The sequence below is a fragment of the Paraneptunicella aestuarii genome, from assembly GCF_019900845.1.
GTDB lineage: Bacteria > Pseudomonadota > Gammaproteobacteria > Enterobacterales > Alteromonadaceae > Paraneptunicella > Paraneptunicella aestuarii.
Map to the genome: position 1 here is coordinate 2716897 of NZ_CP074570.1, position 16781 is coordinate 2733677.

The 16781-nt window shown below is 44.6% G+C and carries 9 protein-coding genes and 2 pseudogenes; 1 reads left to right on the forward strand and 10 read right to left on the reverse strand.

Going from position 1 to position 16781, the window contains the following annotated elements:
• Window positions 1–140 precede the first annotated feature (140 nt).
• From KIH87_RS10540 to KIH87_RS19410, 4 genes and pseudogenes are all read right to left on the reverse strand, one after another.
• On the reverse strand, window positions 141–1937 hold the full coding sequence (locus KIH87_RS10540) for a polysaccharide deacetylase family protein (protein ID WP_232357855.1): 1797 nt from the start codon (window positions 1935–1937) through the stop codon (window positions 141–143).
• Entirely contained in the window at window positions 1934–3787 is a 1854-nt protein-coding gene (locus KIH87_RS10545; RefSeq protein ID WP_232357856.1) for a condensation domain-containing protein, read from the reverse strand. Before KIH87_RS10545 ends, KIH87_RS10540 begins: the two co-directional genes overlap by 4 nt.
• Window positions 3753–5770 (reverse strand): annotated as a pseudogene (locus KIH87_RS19405) (non-ribosomal peptide synthetase). The gene KIH87_RS10545 and the pseudogene KIH87_RS19405 overlap by 35 nt, the downstream one beginning before the upstream one ends.
• A 17-nt stretch (window positions 5771–5787) precedes the next feature.
• A complete protein-coding gene (locus tag KIH87_RS19410) occupies window positions 5788–6753 on the reverse strand; it encodes a condensation domain-containing protein (RefSeq protein ID WP_269751468.1) in 966 nt (321 codons plus the stop codon).
• 519 nt (window positions 6754–7272) lie between these two features.
• On the opposite strand from KIH87_RS19410, the gene KIH87_RS10555 reads away from it, so the two are divergent.
• The gene (locus KIH87_RS10555; RefSeq protein ID WP_232357857.1) at window positions 7273–8220 is read left to right on the forward strand and encodes an IS30 family transposase; all 948 of its coding nucleotides are present in this window, start codon (window positions 7273–7275) and stop codon (window positions 8218–8220) included.
• A gap of 123 nt (window positions 8221–8343) precedes the next feature.
• On the opposite strand, the gene KIH87_RS10560 is transcribed toward KIH87_RS10555, so the two are convergent.
• The 6 genes and pseudogenes from KIH87_RS10560 to KIH87_RS19420 all read right to left on the reverse strand — a co-directional run.
• A complete protein-coding gene (locus tag KIH87_RS10560) occupies window positions 8344–9105 on the reverse strand; it encodes an IS5 family transposase (protein ID WP_232357858.1) in 762 nt (253 codons plus the stop codon).
• A gap of 236 nt (window positions 9106–9341) precedes the next feature.
• Window positions 9342–10943 carry a condensation domain-containing protein gene (locus KIH87_RS10565; RefSeq protein ID WP_232357859.1) on the reverse strand — a complete coding sequence of 534 codons (1602 nt, stop codon included), beginning with the start codon at window positions 10941–10943 and terminating at the stop codon, window positions 9342–9344.
• 9 nt (window positions 10944–10952) lie between these two features.
• On the reverse strand, window positions 10953–12314 hold the full coding sequence (locus KIH87_RS10570) for a hypothetical protein (RefSeq protein WP_232357860.1): 1362 nt from the start codon (window positions 12312–12314) through the stop codon (window positions 10953–10955).
• A 25-nt stretch (window positions 12315–12339) separates the two neighbouring features.
• A complete protein-coding gene (locus KIH87_RS10575) occupies window positions 12340–14961 on the reverse strand; it encodes a condensation domain-containing protein (RefSeq protein WP_269751469.1) in 2622 nt (873 codons plus the stop codon).
• A complete protein-coding gene (locus KIH87_RS19415; protein ID WP_269751495.1) occupies window positions 14955–15644 on the reverse strand; it encodes an AMP-binding protein in 690 nt (229 codons plus the stop codon). Before KIH87_RS19415 ends, KIH87_RS10575 begins: the two co-directional genes overlap by 7 nt.
• Window positions 15630–16729: pseudogene (locus KIH87_RS19420) on the reverse strand (condensation domain-containing protein); the annotation flags it as partial. The gene KIH87_RS19415 and the pseudogene KIH87_RS19420, both read right to left, overlap by 15 nt.
• Between the last annotated feature and the right edge of the window lie 52 nt (window positions 16730–16781).

Genomic DNA, 16781 nt, shown 5'->3' on the forward strand with positions numbered 1-16781 from the left:
ACCCTAACCTACATGATAAATTTTTTCTTATAAACAATATTTCCCGGTTTTCTGAATTTTGACTTCATAAATCCTCAGGTAAAGTGGGTTAATCAGCCCCCCCGAATCCAAGACTCACCTATTTGCATTACCACTGGTATTTAAACATATACGCCATCTACCAATTTTCTGTCCCATAGATCCCATGGGTTATTAGGCTCCATGAAGAGTCGTTCTTCGGAGTCAATCAATTCAAATATTTCTTCAAGTAAGTCTGTTGCCTCGCACAAATGCCGATAGCCAATAGAGCATTGATAGTTCACTCCCGATTTTAAAATCGTTTTTGCACTCTGAATTTTCTTTTCAGCTTCTCTAATTTGAGGCTGAAGATGTGCACTATCACTCATTTTGAGTTGCTGAATCCTGCTGATAATCGGTTTGATTGCGCCATCATGCCAAGCAACATCTATAACGAAAGTGTTTTCATTAGATTCCTGATAGAAATCTGCCAGAATCCCATGCAGTTTCATTAATAATGTATAAGCTGGTTTAAGTCGGTAGACAGGTGGAAACCACCCATAAAAGCAGGACGTTTTAGTCACATCCAATAATGATGTTATCTGATTGATCAGAACCTTTTGATGGTCACTTGCTTCGGACACAGGAGTCATATGCTCAAAAACATATGCCATATGTGCTGAAATCAAATCATAATGATAAGAGTATGATTTCCAATTGGCGAAAGGCTCACATATGGTTCCATGAGAATATAAAAACTGGTTGTCCTTTATATCCTTAAGATAAGCATCTGCCAGCATCAACCCTGAACACCAAGAGCCTTTTAAAAGACTAACTGTCTGCTTTTTAATCTTGGTATTTTCAATTCCACGATAACTTTCGTTTAACGTACAAAATTGAAGCGATAAGTTTTCTTCTTTGGAATTTGCTTCGCAAATTCGACCAATAGCCTGGTTAATCAGTGGAAAGATTCTATGCGAACTACCAAGATACTCATGATCGGTAAAAAGCATAAGGCTATGATTAGCATCTTCCTGTCCTTCATCACTCTCGTTAATACTTAAAGATTTAACAATGTCTGCAAATTGCTCCGGATTAATACTGTTTCTTTCAGTGTGTTTAGAACGAGTGAATACGTCTTCGAACTCTAGAATTGAATTATCAACCGAGCCATCAAGCCTTGCATATTGAACATCTTGTCGGACCGAATTGTTTTTTCCTGTATTGCCAATGTTTTCATATTCCGACAGCCAGGACAGTAACGATATTGCACGATTGCGGTGAAAACAGCCTAATCTGCTTTGCTCACCTTCTCTATCAAGAGAATAGAAGTTACCCGACCTCCGTCTGAAGCCACCCCGCGTATCCATATAGGTAGGATCTTCCAATACAAGATATTTAATACCACAAGCTTGATATATCTCTATATCTCGTTCAGTTATACAACTTTCGGGAGGAAAGAAGCCCTGCACATCAGTAACACCAAAATGAACTTCGAACGCCCTAAGAATTTTTTCAACTTCGTTCCTGAAGTCATCTACACTAAGAAAAGGCATAATAGAATGATTATATGCGGTTCCTATCAACTCCAGTCGACCATTAGCTACATAATGCCGGGTATTCTGTAACATATTTCTTGCCATATCCCTAACCTGCATAATTTCCAACTCGCCAAGCGAAGTATTTCGTAGAAAGTTAAATGTTTCCTCCGACATTTCAGCTAAAGCCAGAAATTGTTCAATAGTTTGTCCAGATATACTAATAAAAGACTTAAAGTCCTTGTTGTCTCTAAATATTTTGTAAAATTCGCTAAAACCATTCACTGAATCTAAAATCCATTTGGAACATTGTGCTTTTTTGTCTTCACTGTAGTAATTATTTTCGTTAAGCACATAAGGTACATGTGAGTGCCATCCAAATTGTAATTGAGTTGTTTTCATGATTTATTCCCCGTTTTACTAACTACCGCTGTTTGCATCATCAAAGCTTCTGAAAAAAGCTCACGTAATGCATTTTCAAAACACTGATGCAACATTTGAATGCTGTCTTCATAGTGAATTTCAACAACGTAATTCCACCCTATACTTACCGCATCCGAAGACACATGACATGTAACACACAGAATATGTTCACGCACTTTAGAACCCGTGACCCTATATTCTTGTTGGTGATTTTGTTCTTCATTAATTGATCGAACCAAATGTGTGGGGCTCTCAAATTCCGATGAGGATTCGGCTTGGCTTGTTATATCTTCAAAGTAGTTAAAATTAACCTGAGGCTCAGGTATGGCAAGCATTTTTTCTCTAACGGCTTTGTCTTTGTGACAATACCGCAACAAACCTAAACTATTATCGTTCGGTACAGCCTTAAGTTGCTCTGAAATAAACCCTATAGTATCCAGGGATACCAGATCACTTTCAGTTTTGATAAGAACCGGAGTGAGATGAGACAACCATCCTACGGTTTGACTTAAATCCAGAGTCACATCTGAATTCATACGACCGTTCTGAATCAAATTAAGATATATTGCCTGCTGTCCTGACCATCGGCGAAACCCTAATACCAAAGCTGCGACAGCAAGCGCATGATAATCTATTTTGACCCTGGAAAGAGGTAAGGGGATTTTTTGTTTTATTTCACTTACCCGCCAGCTAGTGATACCAAGGTTATCTTTATCCAGTGGGATGGTTAATGCTTGAGATGTTGCTAATTTCTGCCAGTATTCGCCATGACTAATGCAGATTTCCGAATTTGCATACTCAACCAGAGACATCGCATATTTGCGATAACTTCCCGACTGATAAGGTAAATCTTCGTCACGCTCTGTTACCTGGCAAACATAATAATAAAAAGCTTCTTCCATAAGCAGGTCGAAAGATATTGCATCCACAACATAATGATGAATTGCAAGCAATATTCGGCTAATACCTTCTTGTTCAGATTGTAATAAAGCAACTTGAATTAACGGACCTGCCTCAATATCAGATCGGTTTTCCATAATAGTTTTCAATTCAGATACTTTACGAAAACTGTCTTCTTTACCTTGGCAATTGAATACCTCAAAAGAAAGGTTGTTATCACCCGAAATCAAAATATTAACCCAGGAGTTATTTTCCCTTTTTTTGAATCTTAGCCTGAGCGCTTCGTGTCTGTTGATGACTTTTGAAATAGCCTTTTTAAGAACTTCAGGAGCAAAAATCTCTGAACCTTGTAATAAATCCCAGTATATCCATTTATTCCAACTTCCGTTTGCTCCATTTAGGCTAAAAGCAATATTTGGAGTCAAAGGGAGATATGTTGCTTCATCCTCAACATCATTACGATGAGGCAAGGATTCCTGCTGATAGATAAAGTTCACCAAATCACTTAACAATGGATTTTCATAGGCAGCTTTAACACTAATAGATAATCCTTTTCGAGCCGCCCGACGAGTCATGGTAATGATGGTGAGTGAAGTTCCCCCCAACTCAAAAAAGTTGTCTGCAGTCCCTACTCGCTCAACACCCATAACTTCCTGCCATAACTCACATAACAACCGTTCAGTCTCGGTCACCGGAGCAATATATTCATTCTCTCCATGTCCACTACTGTCCGGTAACGGTAATTGTGCCCGGTCTATTTTTCCATTGGGGTTCAATGGAAAACTGTCCAGAAATTGCCAGCCACCCGGCAACATAACCATCGGTAAACGCTCACCAAGCCACGCTTTTAACTCTCGCCCCAGTGCCCTCCGTTTCTCCTCTGTCTGAAAACCCTTAACCGGAATAACATAGGCGATTAGCTGAGGCACAATACCCCTCGTTCCCCGGCCCGTAATACACAACCACCGCATTCTCAACCTCAGGATGCATCAACATGACCGCTTCTATCTCACCGGTTTCTACCCGGATACCATGAATTTTAATCTGTCCGTCAACCCGTCCTAAAAACTCAAGGTTCCCATCAGGCTGATAACGAACACGGTCTCCCGTACGAAACATCCGACCATAAACTCCTCCCTCTCCAAACGGGCTCTCAATAAAACGCGACCCCGTCAGCTCATCACGGCCCAGATAACCTCGCGACACACCAGGACCCGATACATACAACTCACCAGGAACACCCACCGGACACAACTGCATTCCCTCATCAAGCACATACACTCGCATGTTGTCTATCGGACGACCTATCAGACTCCGGCTATCTACACTCTCACCATAGGCATAACAGGTCACATCTGCCGCCACCTCCGAACTACCGTAAAGGTTCAGCAAACAACAATCTCTCCCATAACCCTGAAATCGCCTCAACACACCCACTCCCGGCTTCTCTCCACTCACCGTCACATAACGCAACCGCTCCAGACAACCGACAAACGACTCTTCATCCTCCATCAAAACCTCAAGCATCGACGGAACAACAACCAGGCGCGTCACACCATATGTCACCAGTGAATCCAAAAACAAGGTGGGCTCCACGACCTGCTCTCGCGGTAACAATACCGTCGCACAACCCGATAACAAACCTCCCAGCAACTCCCATACCGAATCCACAAAACCCAGTGCCGCCTTGCTACAAAACACCTCTCCATCACAAACAGGATATTCACGCCACATCCAGTAAAACGGTTCAACACACCATCATGCTGCGCCATCACACCCTTGGGCTGACCCGTCGAGCCTGACGTGTAAATCACATAACACAGTGAATCCGACCCAACCTCAATCCCCAGGTCCTGCGATGACTCCTCTCGCAAGACCTCTTCCAGTGACACCGAATCCACCGACAACACATGCCCTGAACCCAGGCCTTCAAAACGGGGCGCTATCGCCTCCTGCGTCAACAAATAATCCAGTCCCGCATCGCCCACCATATATCCCAAACGCTGCAACGGGTAATCCGGCTCCAATGGGACATACGCCCCTCCCGCCTTCAACACCGCAAGCACCGACACCACCACATCAAAATTGCGCTCTGTACACACACCAACAAGCGTCTCTTTGCACACCCCCTGCGCTCGCAGATAACGGGCCAGACGATTCGACCTCGCATTCAGCTCACCATAGCTCATCGACTCGCCATCAAAGTACAGCGCCACCCTATCCGGATTCTGTTGTACCTGACGCTCAAACAACTCATGCAGACATAAACCCTCCGGGTGAGCAACTTCTGTCTGGTTCCAACCAACAAGCATCTGCTCTCGCTCTGCCTCACTCAGCAGCGACAACTCGCCAACCTGCAAGTCCTCGCCGCCTCGCGCCATCTGCTCCAGCACACGTTCAAAGTGTGACAGCATCTGACGCGACATCGAATCAGACAACACATCTCCATGGTAGTGGAATTCACATTCCAGACGACCATGCTCAAGCTTTGCCCTGACCAGCAACGCATATTCGGTTCGCTCATCCGAGCCCGCTCGACCAACAACAATACCCCCGTCCGATGCACTCGCACCTCCCGGATGACCCGGCTGGTTCTCATACACCAGTAAACTGTCAAACAGTGCTGTACCAACGGGTATGGCCGTCAAACCCTGGATATCCGATAATGACAAATACTGATGCTCGTCACTCGCCACATTACGGCCATGAATGTCTACCAGCCACTGACCCAGCGACAACCCCTTGTCCACATCCACCACCACCGGTATCGTGTTGATGAAAAGACCAAGCATCCTCTCAACACCCCAAAGCGCTCCCGGTCGACCCGACACCACCGTACCAAACATCACCCGTTCACTACCGCTGTATCCCTGCAGCACATACGACCAGGCTCCCTGTAATAAACTGTTCATCGTGGTACGACTTGACTTCACCAGTGCCTGTAACTGCCCGTTACCCTTTCTTCCAGCACAAAACCGGTCTCGCAAAAGTCATCGGCTGCTCCCTTCGATACTGGCAAATCATGGATAAAACGCGTCGGGGCCTCTATCCCCGATAGCCGCGAAGACCAAAACGCCTTCGCTTCCTCTTTGTCTCGTGACATCAGCCAACCAATGTAACTCTCATAGGGCGCTACCGCTGGGGGAGAAAAAACCTCTCCTGACTGTAAACCTCGATAACGGCCCATAACCTCATCCAGCAACAGCGGCACACACCACCCATCCAGCAGTATATGGTGGTAGGTCCATAAAAAGTGTAAACGCTCATCTTCCAGGCGCACCAATGTAATACGCATCAGGGGGGCCTGTGCAAAATCAAATCCCGCCTGTTTGTCTTGTGCATGTAATGCCAAAAGCCCCGAAGCCTGCTCCGACCCCGACTGGCCTCGCCAGTCTTCGACATGCACCGGCAATGTCACTTCACGGCGTACCAGCTGATGTACATTACGGTTGTCCAGACCCACAAAACAGGTTCGTAAAATAGCGTGCCGCGATACCGTCTGTTGCCATGCCTGTTGCAACAAACCGGTATCCACATGACCACTGAGCTCCATATAACTCTGGGATGTATACGATGAACCGTTACCATCCCACAGGCCGTGGAACAGCAAACCCGACTGCAGCGGCGTTGCCAGATAAAGATTTTCGGTATCAGGATATTGTTCGAACAACGCTTCCACCTCTTCGGTGGACAACGTTGCATGAGGAAAGTCAGAGGCGGTATACCCATGACCCGGGCTGAAAAACCTTATCAGCTCTTGCTTGTGCTCACGCAGTAAAACCAGCAGCGACTCATCCAGGCGTTTCTCCGGGTCCAGTACCTTTAAACGCCCTTCTACCACTCCCACACTTATCCCTTTGGACTGACATAATGCTAATAATTCTGTTGTTTTCATTTAGATCACTTGTCTTTTTAATCGCCATGAAGGAAATACAAATTTCCTATTAAATTTTCGAATAAAGACTCAGTGATGGAATCCAGACAGGAGGCAGGGCATTAAGATTAAACCAGGTACAATACCAAAAAGCATGAGCAGAATTCCCTGATTAAAACATTTCCATCAATGAGCTTTTTAGATCAACTACAATAACTGCCAAATCTTTGAAAAGGACGCCTATTCTGGTAAAAAACCGCCCTAACGTCCAGATATTTCTCCTTCTTTCTTTTCTCACACCTCCAAGCTGGAATTATCTTTTTCTACCTTATCAATAACATATACTTCTGCTGAATTAATTAATATCTCATCGTTCAAAATGGATAAGTTACCCACCTGTGGTACCGTTAACACTGAATGGTGGCTACCTGGAGTATCCGCTATTTCATAAAATAAGTGCAACGCTCATGGTTGCATGGTGATAGACGATCAACTGCCTATTGGTGGTATTCTAAAGTCGCCAAAAATTAGAGTATTACCATGAGTTATAAGCAGTTGACCGAGGGTCAAAGATATCAGATCGAAGCATTATTGCGAGAAGGTTTTAGCCAAAGTCATATCGCCATTCAGATTGGCAAGAACAAAAGTAGTGTGAGTCGGGAAATTAAGCGCAATGTCTCTGAAACAGGTTATTGTGCAGAGACTGCCCATAAAATAACAATGGAAAGGCACCTCCATAAAAGTAAACGTGGGATACCCGATGATACGCGCTTTTTTGTTGAGTACTGTTTGTCACTTAAATGGAGTCCAGAGCAAATTTCTGGTGTGGGTGATCTGACAGGATATCGAGTAAGTCATCAGTGGATTTATGAGTTTATCTATGAGGATAAAAAAGCCGGAGGAAAGCTTTTTAAACAGTTAAGACATGGACACCGAAAGTATAAAAAAGGTGGTTCAGGCAAACGCACTATCATCCCAAATCGCGTTGGTATTGAGCACAGGCCAGAAGTGGTTGACACAAAGGAACGCTTCGGAGACTGGGAGGTTGATACTGTTCTGGGTAAACAAGGAACAGGGGCGATTGTGAGCCTTGTTGAGCGCAAAAGCAGGCTCTATTTAGTGCGTAAAGTGAGTGGCAAAAATGCGAAAGATGTCGCACTAGCCATGACTGATATGTTACGCCCTTATACCGATTCGGTTAAAACCATTACAGCAGACAATGGTACAGAATTCTGTGACCACGAAACCGTTGCAAAGGCATTAAAGACAGATATCTATTTTGCCAATCCGTATGCCTCATGGGAGCGAGGATTGAATGAAAACTTTAATGGTTTGCTGAGACAATATATTCGCAAGGGAACTGATCTGACGACAGTCAGTGATGAAGAATTGTCTTCAATCGAAAAGCAGATAAATTTACGTCCGAGGAAGTGCCTCGGATTCAGGCAGCCAGCAGTTGTCTTTGATGAACTGCTGAATGCTGCTTAATTGGTTGAGTGTTGCACTTGAGAGTTGAATCCGCGTCATATACAACACAATTGGAGAAACGATCGCCTAAAGCATGAGCCGGATGTACGTTTTCGCTAGACAGTGTTGATCTTTGTTTATATTTCAATCGCAATACATTGGTAGCCACATCATGACAAAGGCCAGAGCGACTATGCTGCGATAATTCCTCGCCAATTTGTCATACCGAGTGGCAACGGCTCTGTATTTCTTTATCTTCATAAAGGCATTTTCAACAAGGTGTCGGTACCTATATAAACACCACTCCATTTGGCTATTTCCGATGCGGCTATTTTGCTTCCTTGGTATCTGCGATTGACTGCCCTTATTTTCGATAAAGTCCCTTAAAACCTCGCTGTCGTAGCCCTTGTCTGCAACGACATGCTGTGCCGTAGATGCATGACTAATCAAACTCTCTGCATGGACAATATCGTTAACTTGACCACCCGATAATTCAAAATAAACTGGCAATCCGCCGCTATCGACAGCCAAATGGATTTTAGTCGAGTTACCGCCTCGGCTTTTGCCTATTGCTTCTTCGTCTTTGCGACCACTTCGAGCACTATCCTGATGGGCTTTGACAATACTGCCATCGATGAACAGCCATTCTGTATCACTTTCCTTCGCCAAAGTGCTCAACAATTTTTCTAAAACACCTTTTTTCGACCATAAGTTAAACCGCCGAAAAATGGTATTCCATAGACCAAACTCAGGAGGTAAATCTCGCCACTGTATACCTGTGCGCATTCGATAAAGAATGCCTTCCAGCGTATTTCTGTGCTCATATTTATTGTAAACCCGCCCACTTTCTTTGAGCACATTTTTTAACTTTTTCCAAGCATTATCTGTTAGCATTGTTCGTGGCATAGCATCACCTTCGGTATAACGATTTTTGGCGAAACCATTATACCTTGATGCTATGCCGATTGTTTTTTGCACAAAGGTCAACACTGTCTAGCTCTTTAGTTGAAATATTGTGCAAATAAAATCAAATGTGACCACATAAAACATTTACCATTGCGAGGCAGTTTAATTACTCTTTGCTGTTGAATTCAAGAGGTAGGTAAAGCTCTCATAAATTATTACTAATCCATTTCCTCTATTCAAAACTCTGCACCTACTAACGAACTGACTAAATCGCTCTGGTGACCTTCACTCAATCGCTTCAGAACCTGTTCAAATTGTTTCGATAGTTTTTTACTTTTATCTTCGGTTAGAAACTCAGCATCGAATGTGAACCTTACGCTGAGTTCTTCAGCCAACAATTGTGCTCTTATAATGACGGGATAACTTATCAAGTACTCAGGCTCTAAATTCTCAATACTAAAACCCGGTAGTAAATTACTTGCTTGTGGCTGCTTGTATCCTGAAAGTGAGTTCTCAAAGATCAGTAAACTATCGAACAAGGGTTCGTCTGAAGTTAGCCCGCTGTAAGCCAGGACTTCAGAAAGGGGCAGACAACTGTATTCCTGGCATTTAAGAGTACCTTCATGAACGACATCCAGAAGATGTTTGATGAGCTCCACACCAGAGAAATCAATCAGTACAGGAACCAAATTAACAAACTGCCCTAACATTTTTTCGTTTCCCTCGAGCCGTAAAGACTTGCATGGAAACACCCCCCCATACACTACACTGGTACCTCCGCAATAATGTCGCAAAATGACGGCCCATGCGGCATGAAGAATAGTGCCTAATGCCGTGCAGTGTTCATGTGCTAAAGCTTGTAGCTTTTTTGTGCTTTCAGATGAAAACGAGATGCTGGATATCCAACTTGCCGGCAACTCTTTTTCAATATCATCAATTGGATGGGCTAAAAGCGTTGGTAAAGAAATTCGGTTTAAATGTTTTTGCCAGTGCTTTCGGGTCAAACCGGGATCTTGTTGTAATAGCCAGTGAATGTGCTCTTCATAAGGTAGAGCTACGGAAGAATCAAATACTTTTCCAACAACCGATTTTCCAACATCATCGAGTAATTCATTCAGCAATACGGAAATGCACCACTCATCCATAAGGAAGTAAGGATAAGTGAATATAAGATAACTATGTTTTTTTCCGGTTTTTATCAACCTGAGTCTTGTTAATAACGGCTTTGACAGGTCAACCTTCTGAGCTTTATCCCTGGACTTAAATTGTTTCCACAACTGTTCCTGTTGCCCTTCATCGACTGAACTCCAATCAATACACCATCTTGGCATTTGATAGGTATAATCTGATATCACATCAAGTGTTTTGTACACAAACTGATGTAAGGATCCTGGCCCTGTCTCTACAAAACCAGTTCTCAAAATATCATGCCTGTTAACGACAGATTGCCAGGCATTTAATACATCTACAGGCTCCAGTTCACCAGAGACTTCATAACAATATTGTGTTACACAAGTCTCTCGGTTCTGTTTTCCAATTCCACGGAACCACATTTCTGTTTGTAAAGGTGTCGCAATATACAGTTTGTAAAAATCGGGATACTGGTGCTTAATTTGTTCCCATGCTTGCTGACTGAGCCTCGCATTGGGGAAATCAGAAACTGTGAAATATTCACTCTGCTTAAAAATATTTAACAGTTCTTTCTTCTTATTCCGAATATTATCCAGTAACTCCTTATTTAGTTTATCGTCAGGTGCATGTAATTTTAACTTCCCATCAACCACTCCCAGAACAATTCCATTCTGTTTGCAATATTCCATAATTTCTCTGGTGTTCACTGTCCAGTCCTATACAGTCAATTTCAAAACACCAATATGGTTTAACCTGTTAAGCAAATGCATGATTTCATCCTGAATACGCAAATCAGCAAATTGATTTGTCATAGACTCAATAGAAATCACATTCCCTGTATTAATTAATTCGACAATTGGCTTAACCAGATCTTCATGATGCTTGTTATAATCGAAAGTGGTACCAGCACATCCAACAACGATGTGATTAGTGCTTTTCCCCCAGAGTAAAGAATGGTTCTTCAACAATTGAATCGACTGGTTTTTCATAAGCGGAGCTTCTTCAATTTCAATCACTTCAGAAGCTAATCCATAAGAAGACAATACAGAAACCCAGAATTTAACTGCCATCAAGTCCAGAAAGTCTTGCGGTATATAGTTAGCCAGTAATTTGGCTGCATCAGTGATATGCTCGGGTATTGATTCTGCATTTTTTTGCATATTATCAGGATCAAACTGCAATCGACTGTTATCGCGTTCTTTCTGCTTCAAATGCTTTACAGTTTGCTCATAGCGGTCTCGCAGCAAGGATAAAATCCGATATTTTTCCTGATACTCACCCGCAGGAAAGCACTCTAATTGCTTCTCAATAAAATTGAAAAAAGCACTGGTACAGTCTCTTGCTGGTTTTACTGCAACAAACAGGTTAAAGCTGTCTTTAACCTTAGACTCACCAATATGAAGTTGATATGAGGGAAAATAGATCATCTGCCCCGGATGAGCTATCAAAATAGCGGCATCCTTGGAATATGCTTCCATATCTCGCATGCCATTAACTTCCGGGTTATCTTCCTCATAACCCTCCGGCCAGACCCATATGGTTTTTTCTCCCCTTAAAGAAGTAATGAAGGTGGCATCACATTCCTTCTCACAATCATGAATATGGGCACCAAATGGCGTAGATGTGTATTCACCAAAAAAGAAGAAGGCAAAAGACTCTGGTGCGATGTAACCCAGTCGGGAGAATACATTTTTTAACAATCCATACACTTCTGCACGCACGTGAGGCAACAACTCAGCCCTATCAAGAACAGTACACAGTTCCCTCCCTTTAAGAAGGGGCTGTAATCGCTCAATAAAGTTTGTATAGTTTCCATCAGAAATCTTGGGGATTATTCCCATTGCATCAATTTCAGCAGGGGTTACCGGTGTACCATCAATAAACAACTTTAATGATGCCTTGGATGCGTGCCTTTTTCTGGTGAACGTGTTTAAACCATTCAATAGCATTTGATATGCATCTTCATGAGTAATGATGTCAGGTTGTACGTAGGCGTCTAACACCGCATATTCTTTCTGCCAGATATTATTAACAAAATCATCCCAAAATTTATCTGATTTAATATTCTGAACTTCCATAAAAACCCAATACCCCTGTTATTCGTTAAATCTCAATTCCGTCCTGCGACAATGAGTCATCAGAACCTTGTACTACATACTCTTTATACAGCTTACGGTTTACGTTAACTTCCCTGCAATGTTCTATACAGCTCATAAGAGCCTGTTCATAAGCCTGAGCCAGCGACGCTGTACTCTTGCAGGCAACACTGGCAGAAATGGAAAAGCGTAAACATCCTTTATGGACTATGCCATTGATGCTCAAATCAACTGTAGATGGGTTCTCACTGGCAACATCTGCCCCAGCAGATTCTTTTGCGGGAACAAAAACCGAATCCTGATTAATCGTGTTGTCAAACTGACCAAGGTAGTTGAACTCTATCTGCGCAGGATTATATTTAGCCTCCAACGCTTCAAGACCACTATCCGGATCCAGATAACGTAGCAATCCATAACCCATACCCTTGTCAGGCACTGCTCGGTATTGCTCTTTAACCTGTTTGATAAGCTCTCCAACCTCTCGATTGTCATCCAGCGACACACCTGCATCACTTAGAATCAATGGATACAAAGAAGTAAACCATCCCACTGTGTCACTCACATCAAGATGCTCAAACAACTCCTCTCTACCATGACCTTCCATCAATAAACGCAAGCTGTGCTGACCACTCCACTGTCGGTAAGCCATCAAAAAACCACACAACAACAATTCATTAATCCGGGTGCGATAAGCATCATTACATTCTCCCAACAACTGTCGGGTCGATTCTTCATCCAGCGTGAAGCCCGATGCTTCATTACCCCAAGCCTCTTCTGATGAAACCGGAAGTGGCAACACCTCCTGTGATAACTGCTCTCGCCAGTAGTCTTTCTGCCCTTGCACATGATGCGACTTCACGTATCCTTTCAAGGCCTCTCCCCATTGCTGTAACGATGAACTCTTATCTGCCAACGCTACCGGCTCACCTGAACGGTATTGTTTCCATGCCGTCTCAAGGTCAGACAACAGTATCCGCCACGAGACACCATCAACGACAAGATGATGCACTACCAACAACAATCGACCCTGTTCTTCGTCCTCCATATACACCGCTTTGAATACCGGTCCCAAACCAATATCCAGACTCGCCTGTGCCTGGTTAACCACCTTTAATTGTTCTGCTTCTCGATGCTCTGGAGAAATGTCCCTGAAATCATGTACTTCAAGGCTCTGTACCAACAGTTCTGCACTAAACGGCACATGCATGGCGCTACGCTTCTGACTATCGAAGCGTAAACGCAGCGCATCATGGCGTTGATACAGACTCCGCACTATCGCTTCTTGTGCCTTCTCGTCAAACCCTTGTGGGGTTACCAGCAAAACTGACTGGTTATAGTGATTCTCCACCGGTAACTGCCATTCAAAGAAGGCTCGTTGTACCGGCAACAGAGTCAGTTCCCCACTCACTTCGGATTGCTCAGCTTGTACCTGGCTGCCATGCCCTATAACCTCTGAAAGTTTGGCTATGGTCTGATGGTCGAACAGCTCTCGCACCGTAAAATGCAAACCCTGACGCTTCGCTCGCGATACAACCTGGATTGAAACAATGGAATCTCCACCCATGGCAAAGAAGTTATCTTCTATACCTACTTCTGGCAGGTTCAATGCTTCCTGCCAGATCTCACACAACTGCCGCTCTACTTCATTACGTGGAGGAACATAGGAACTTTGCTCCTTACCATATTTCAAAGGATCTGGCAGAGCACGTCTATCCACTTTACCGCTGTTGGTCAAAGGCAATGCTTCTAGCTGTATGTAGATTGAGGGAACCATAAATTCAGGCAAACGGCGCATTAATGCTGTGCGACACAAATCAGAAATGTTGTCCAGATCACTGAGTACAGTGGGTACAACATAAGCCACAAGATGCTTATTACCCGCTTCGTCTTCATACACGATGACGGCATTCGCAACTAATTCCGATACTGCTGCCAACGCACTTTCGATCTCGTCCAACTCAATACGGTAACCCCGCACCTTGACCTGATTATCAATACGACCCAAAAACTCAAGCTCGCCATCATAACGCCAGCGCACACGGTCACCCGTCCGATATAATCTACCGCCTCCTTCAAACGGACTGTCAACAAAACGCTCGGCAGTTAAGCCCTCTCGTCCAAGGTAACCTCGCGCTACACCCGCTCCACCAATATACAACTCACCCGACACACCCGCCGGTAACAACTGCTGATACTCATCAAGACAATACAAATGCGTATTCTGTATCGGCTTTCCTATCGGTACCGACTCACCTACAAGTGACTCCCGCGTCACTCTGAATACAGAACAGCCCACCACCGTCTCTGTCGGACCATACTCATTGATAAACACCGCATTCGGGAAACAGCCCTGCCATTTCTCCATCGTGCTCACCGTTAACTGCTCTCCACCTATAACAACTACGTGCTCAATATCCTCATTCCGCTCTATACGACCCGTCGCCCACAACGCATCAAGGTGGGCCGGGGTCAGTTTAAACAACAAACGGTCTTCATCGTCCAGCAGGTAATCTTCCAGACGCTCAAGCGCATCATCACCCTCGGCAAGCAGCTCAACATAACGACCATGACACAACGGCGCCAGCAAGCTTGTCACCGTAGCATCAAACACCAGCGGTAAACTCACCACGCACCCTGCACTTCAACAAGGTAATCTCTACCCGCGTGACTCACATAGTTCATCAAACCACCGTGCGTCACCATCACGCCTTTGGGCTGCCCTGTCGTTCCCGATGTATAAATCACATAGGCCATATCCGAACCAAAAATGCTTACCTCTGGCGACTCTGTCGGTTGTTGCTGTAACAACGACAAAAACTCACTGTCATCCAGACACACCAGTGTTTCATCCAACAGTTCCAGCTCCTGTGACAGCACGCTATCACTTATCACCAGTGACACCTTCGCATCATCCAGCAAGTAACGGATACGTGCTCTCGGATAACCCGGGTCCAGCGGCAAATACGCACCTCTCGCTTTCAGCACCCCCATCAACGCGATAACCATCTGTGGTGTACGCGATAAACACAGCGCTACCGGGATATCATTCTCTATACCCTGGCTAATCAGGTAATGGGCCAGCTGGTTTGCCCGGCTGTTCAGCTCCCCATAGGTTAGCTGGGCCGAACCCGATATCACCGCGATGGCATTCGGGGTTTTCGCAACCTGGTCGTTAAATTGCTCAATGAAGCTGGTTGTATCCAGGCCAGTGAATGTTTGCCCCGCCCCCCAATCGGAGAGCAACACTCTCTGTTCCTGTTCAGATAATAAACTCAGTTTTTTAACGGAAGTTTCGAGATCAGATGTCGCCATTTGGCAAATTACATTCTCCAAATGACTTAACAATGCAGAAATTGTCTCTTTGCTGAATTCATTTGCATTGTATTTAAAACCCAATTGCAAAGTTTTACCGTTTTCAGCCAAAAGCATTAATTTATAGTTGGATGCTTCATATGACTGGCTATCTTCAAAAGACAACCCCAGATCATCTCGCTTCTGTTCAATCACATCTTCAACCGGGTAGTTCTGGAACACCAGATAACTGTCGAACATCGCACTACCCTGAGGCAATTCACTCAACTTCTGGATGTCTGCCAACGGCATATAGCTGTATTCTTCACGACGGATATTGTCTCCATGAATATGACTTAACAACTCTCCCAACGTACCCGACAACGAGAAATTCACTCGACTCGGTATCGTGTTGATAAACAATCCAACTATCTGCTCAACACCCGACACCTGTGACGGACGACCCGATACCGTCGTACCAAACACGACATCCGATAATCCACTGTAACGCGACAACAAACACGCCCACGCGCCTGTACTATGACATTCATCGTTACCTGTTGGCGCTTCGCCAACTGCTCCAGCGCCTGACTCACCGACACAGACAAACTCGTTCCCTGCCAGGCCGACGCAGCCGCCACCACATCACCCGACAACTTCGCAATCGATAATGGAGTCGGCTCATCAAAACCGGCAAGGTAACCTGTCCAGTAATCTTCCGCCTGCGACGGCGCCTGAGCTCCCAACCATTGCATATAGGACCGGTACGGCTTCACCTTCGCCAGCACAGGCGCATGCCCCTGACACAAAGCTCGGTAACAGGCAAAAAGCTCCTGATTGATAATCGGTAATGACCAACCATCAAAGGCGCCCATAAAAAACTCCACACCAGGTGATACTGCTCTCCCAAGGTCAAACAGTCCCACACGCATCAACGGCGCACGCTCAAGGTCAATACCCTTCTCACGCTCCCGAGCCTGATAAGCCTCCAAAGCTGCTTCCTGTGCTGATGCTTCCAGCCCCGAAAGGTCCTGCTCATGCCACGGTAATGCCGCATCGGCCAGCACCAACTGCTGGATATTCTCATCTTCAAAACCGACAAACACCGTACGCAAGGCACTATGACGTGATATCAGATGCTGCCAGCTTCACGAAGCC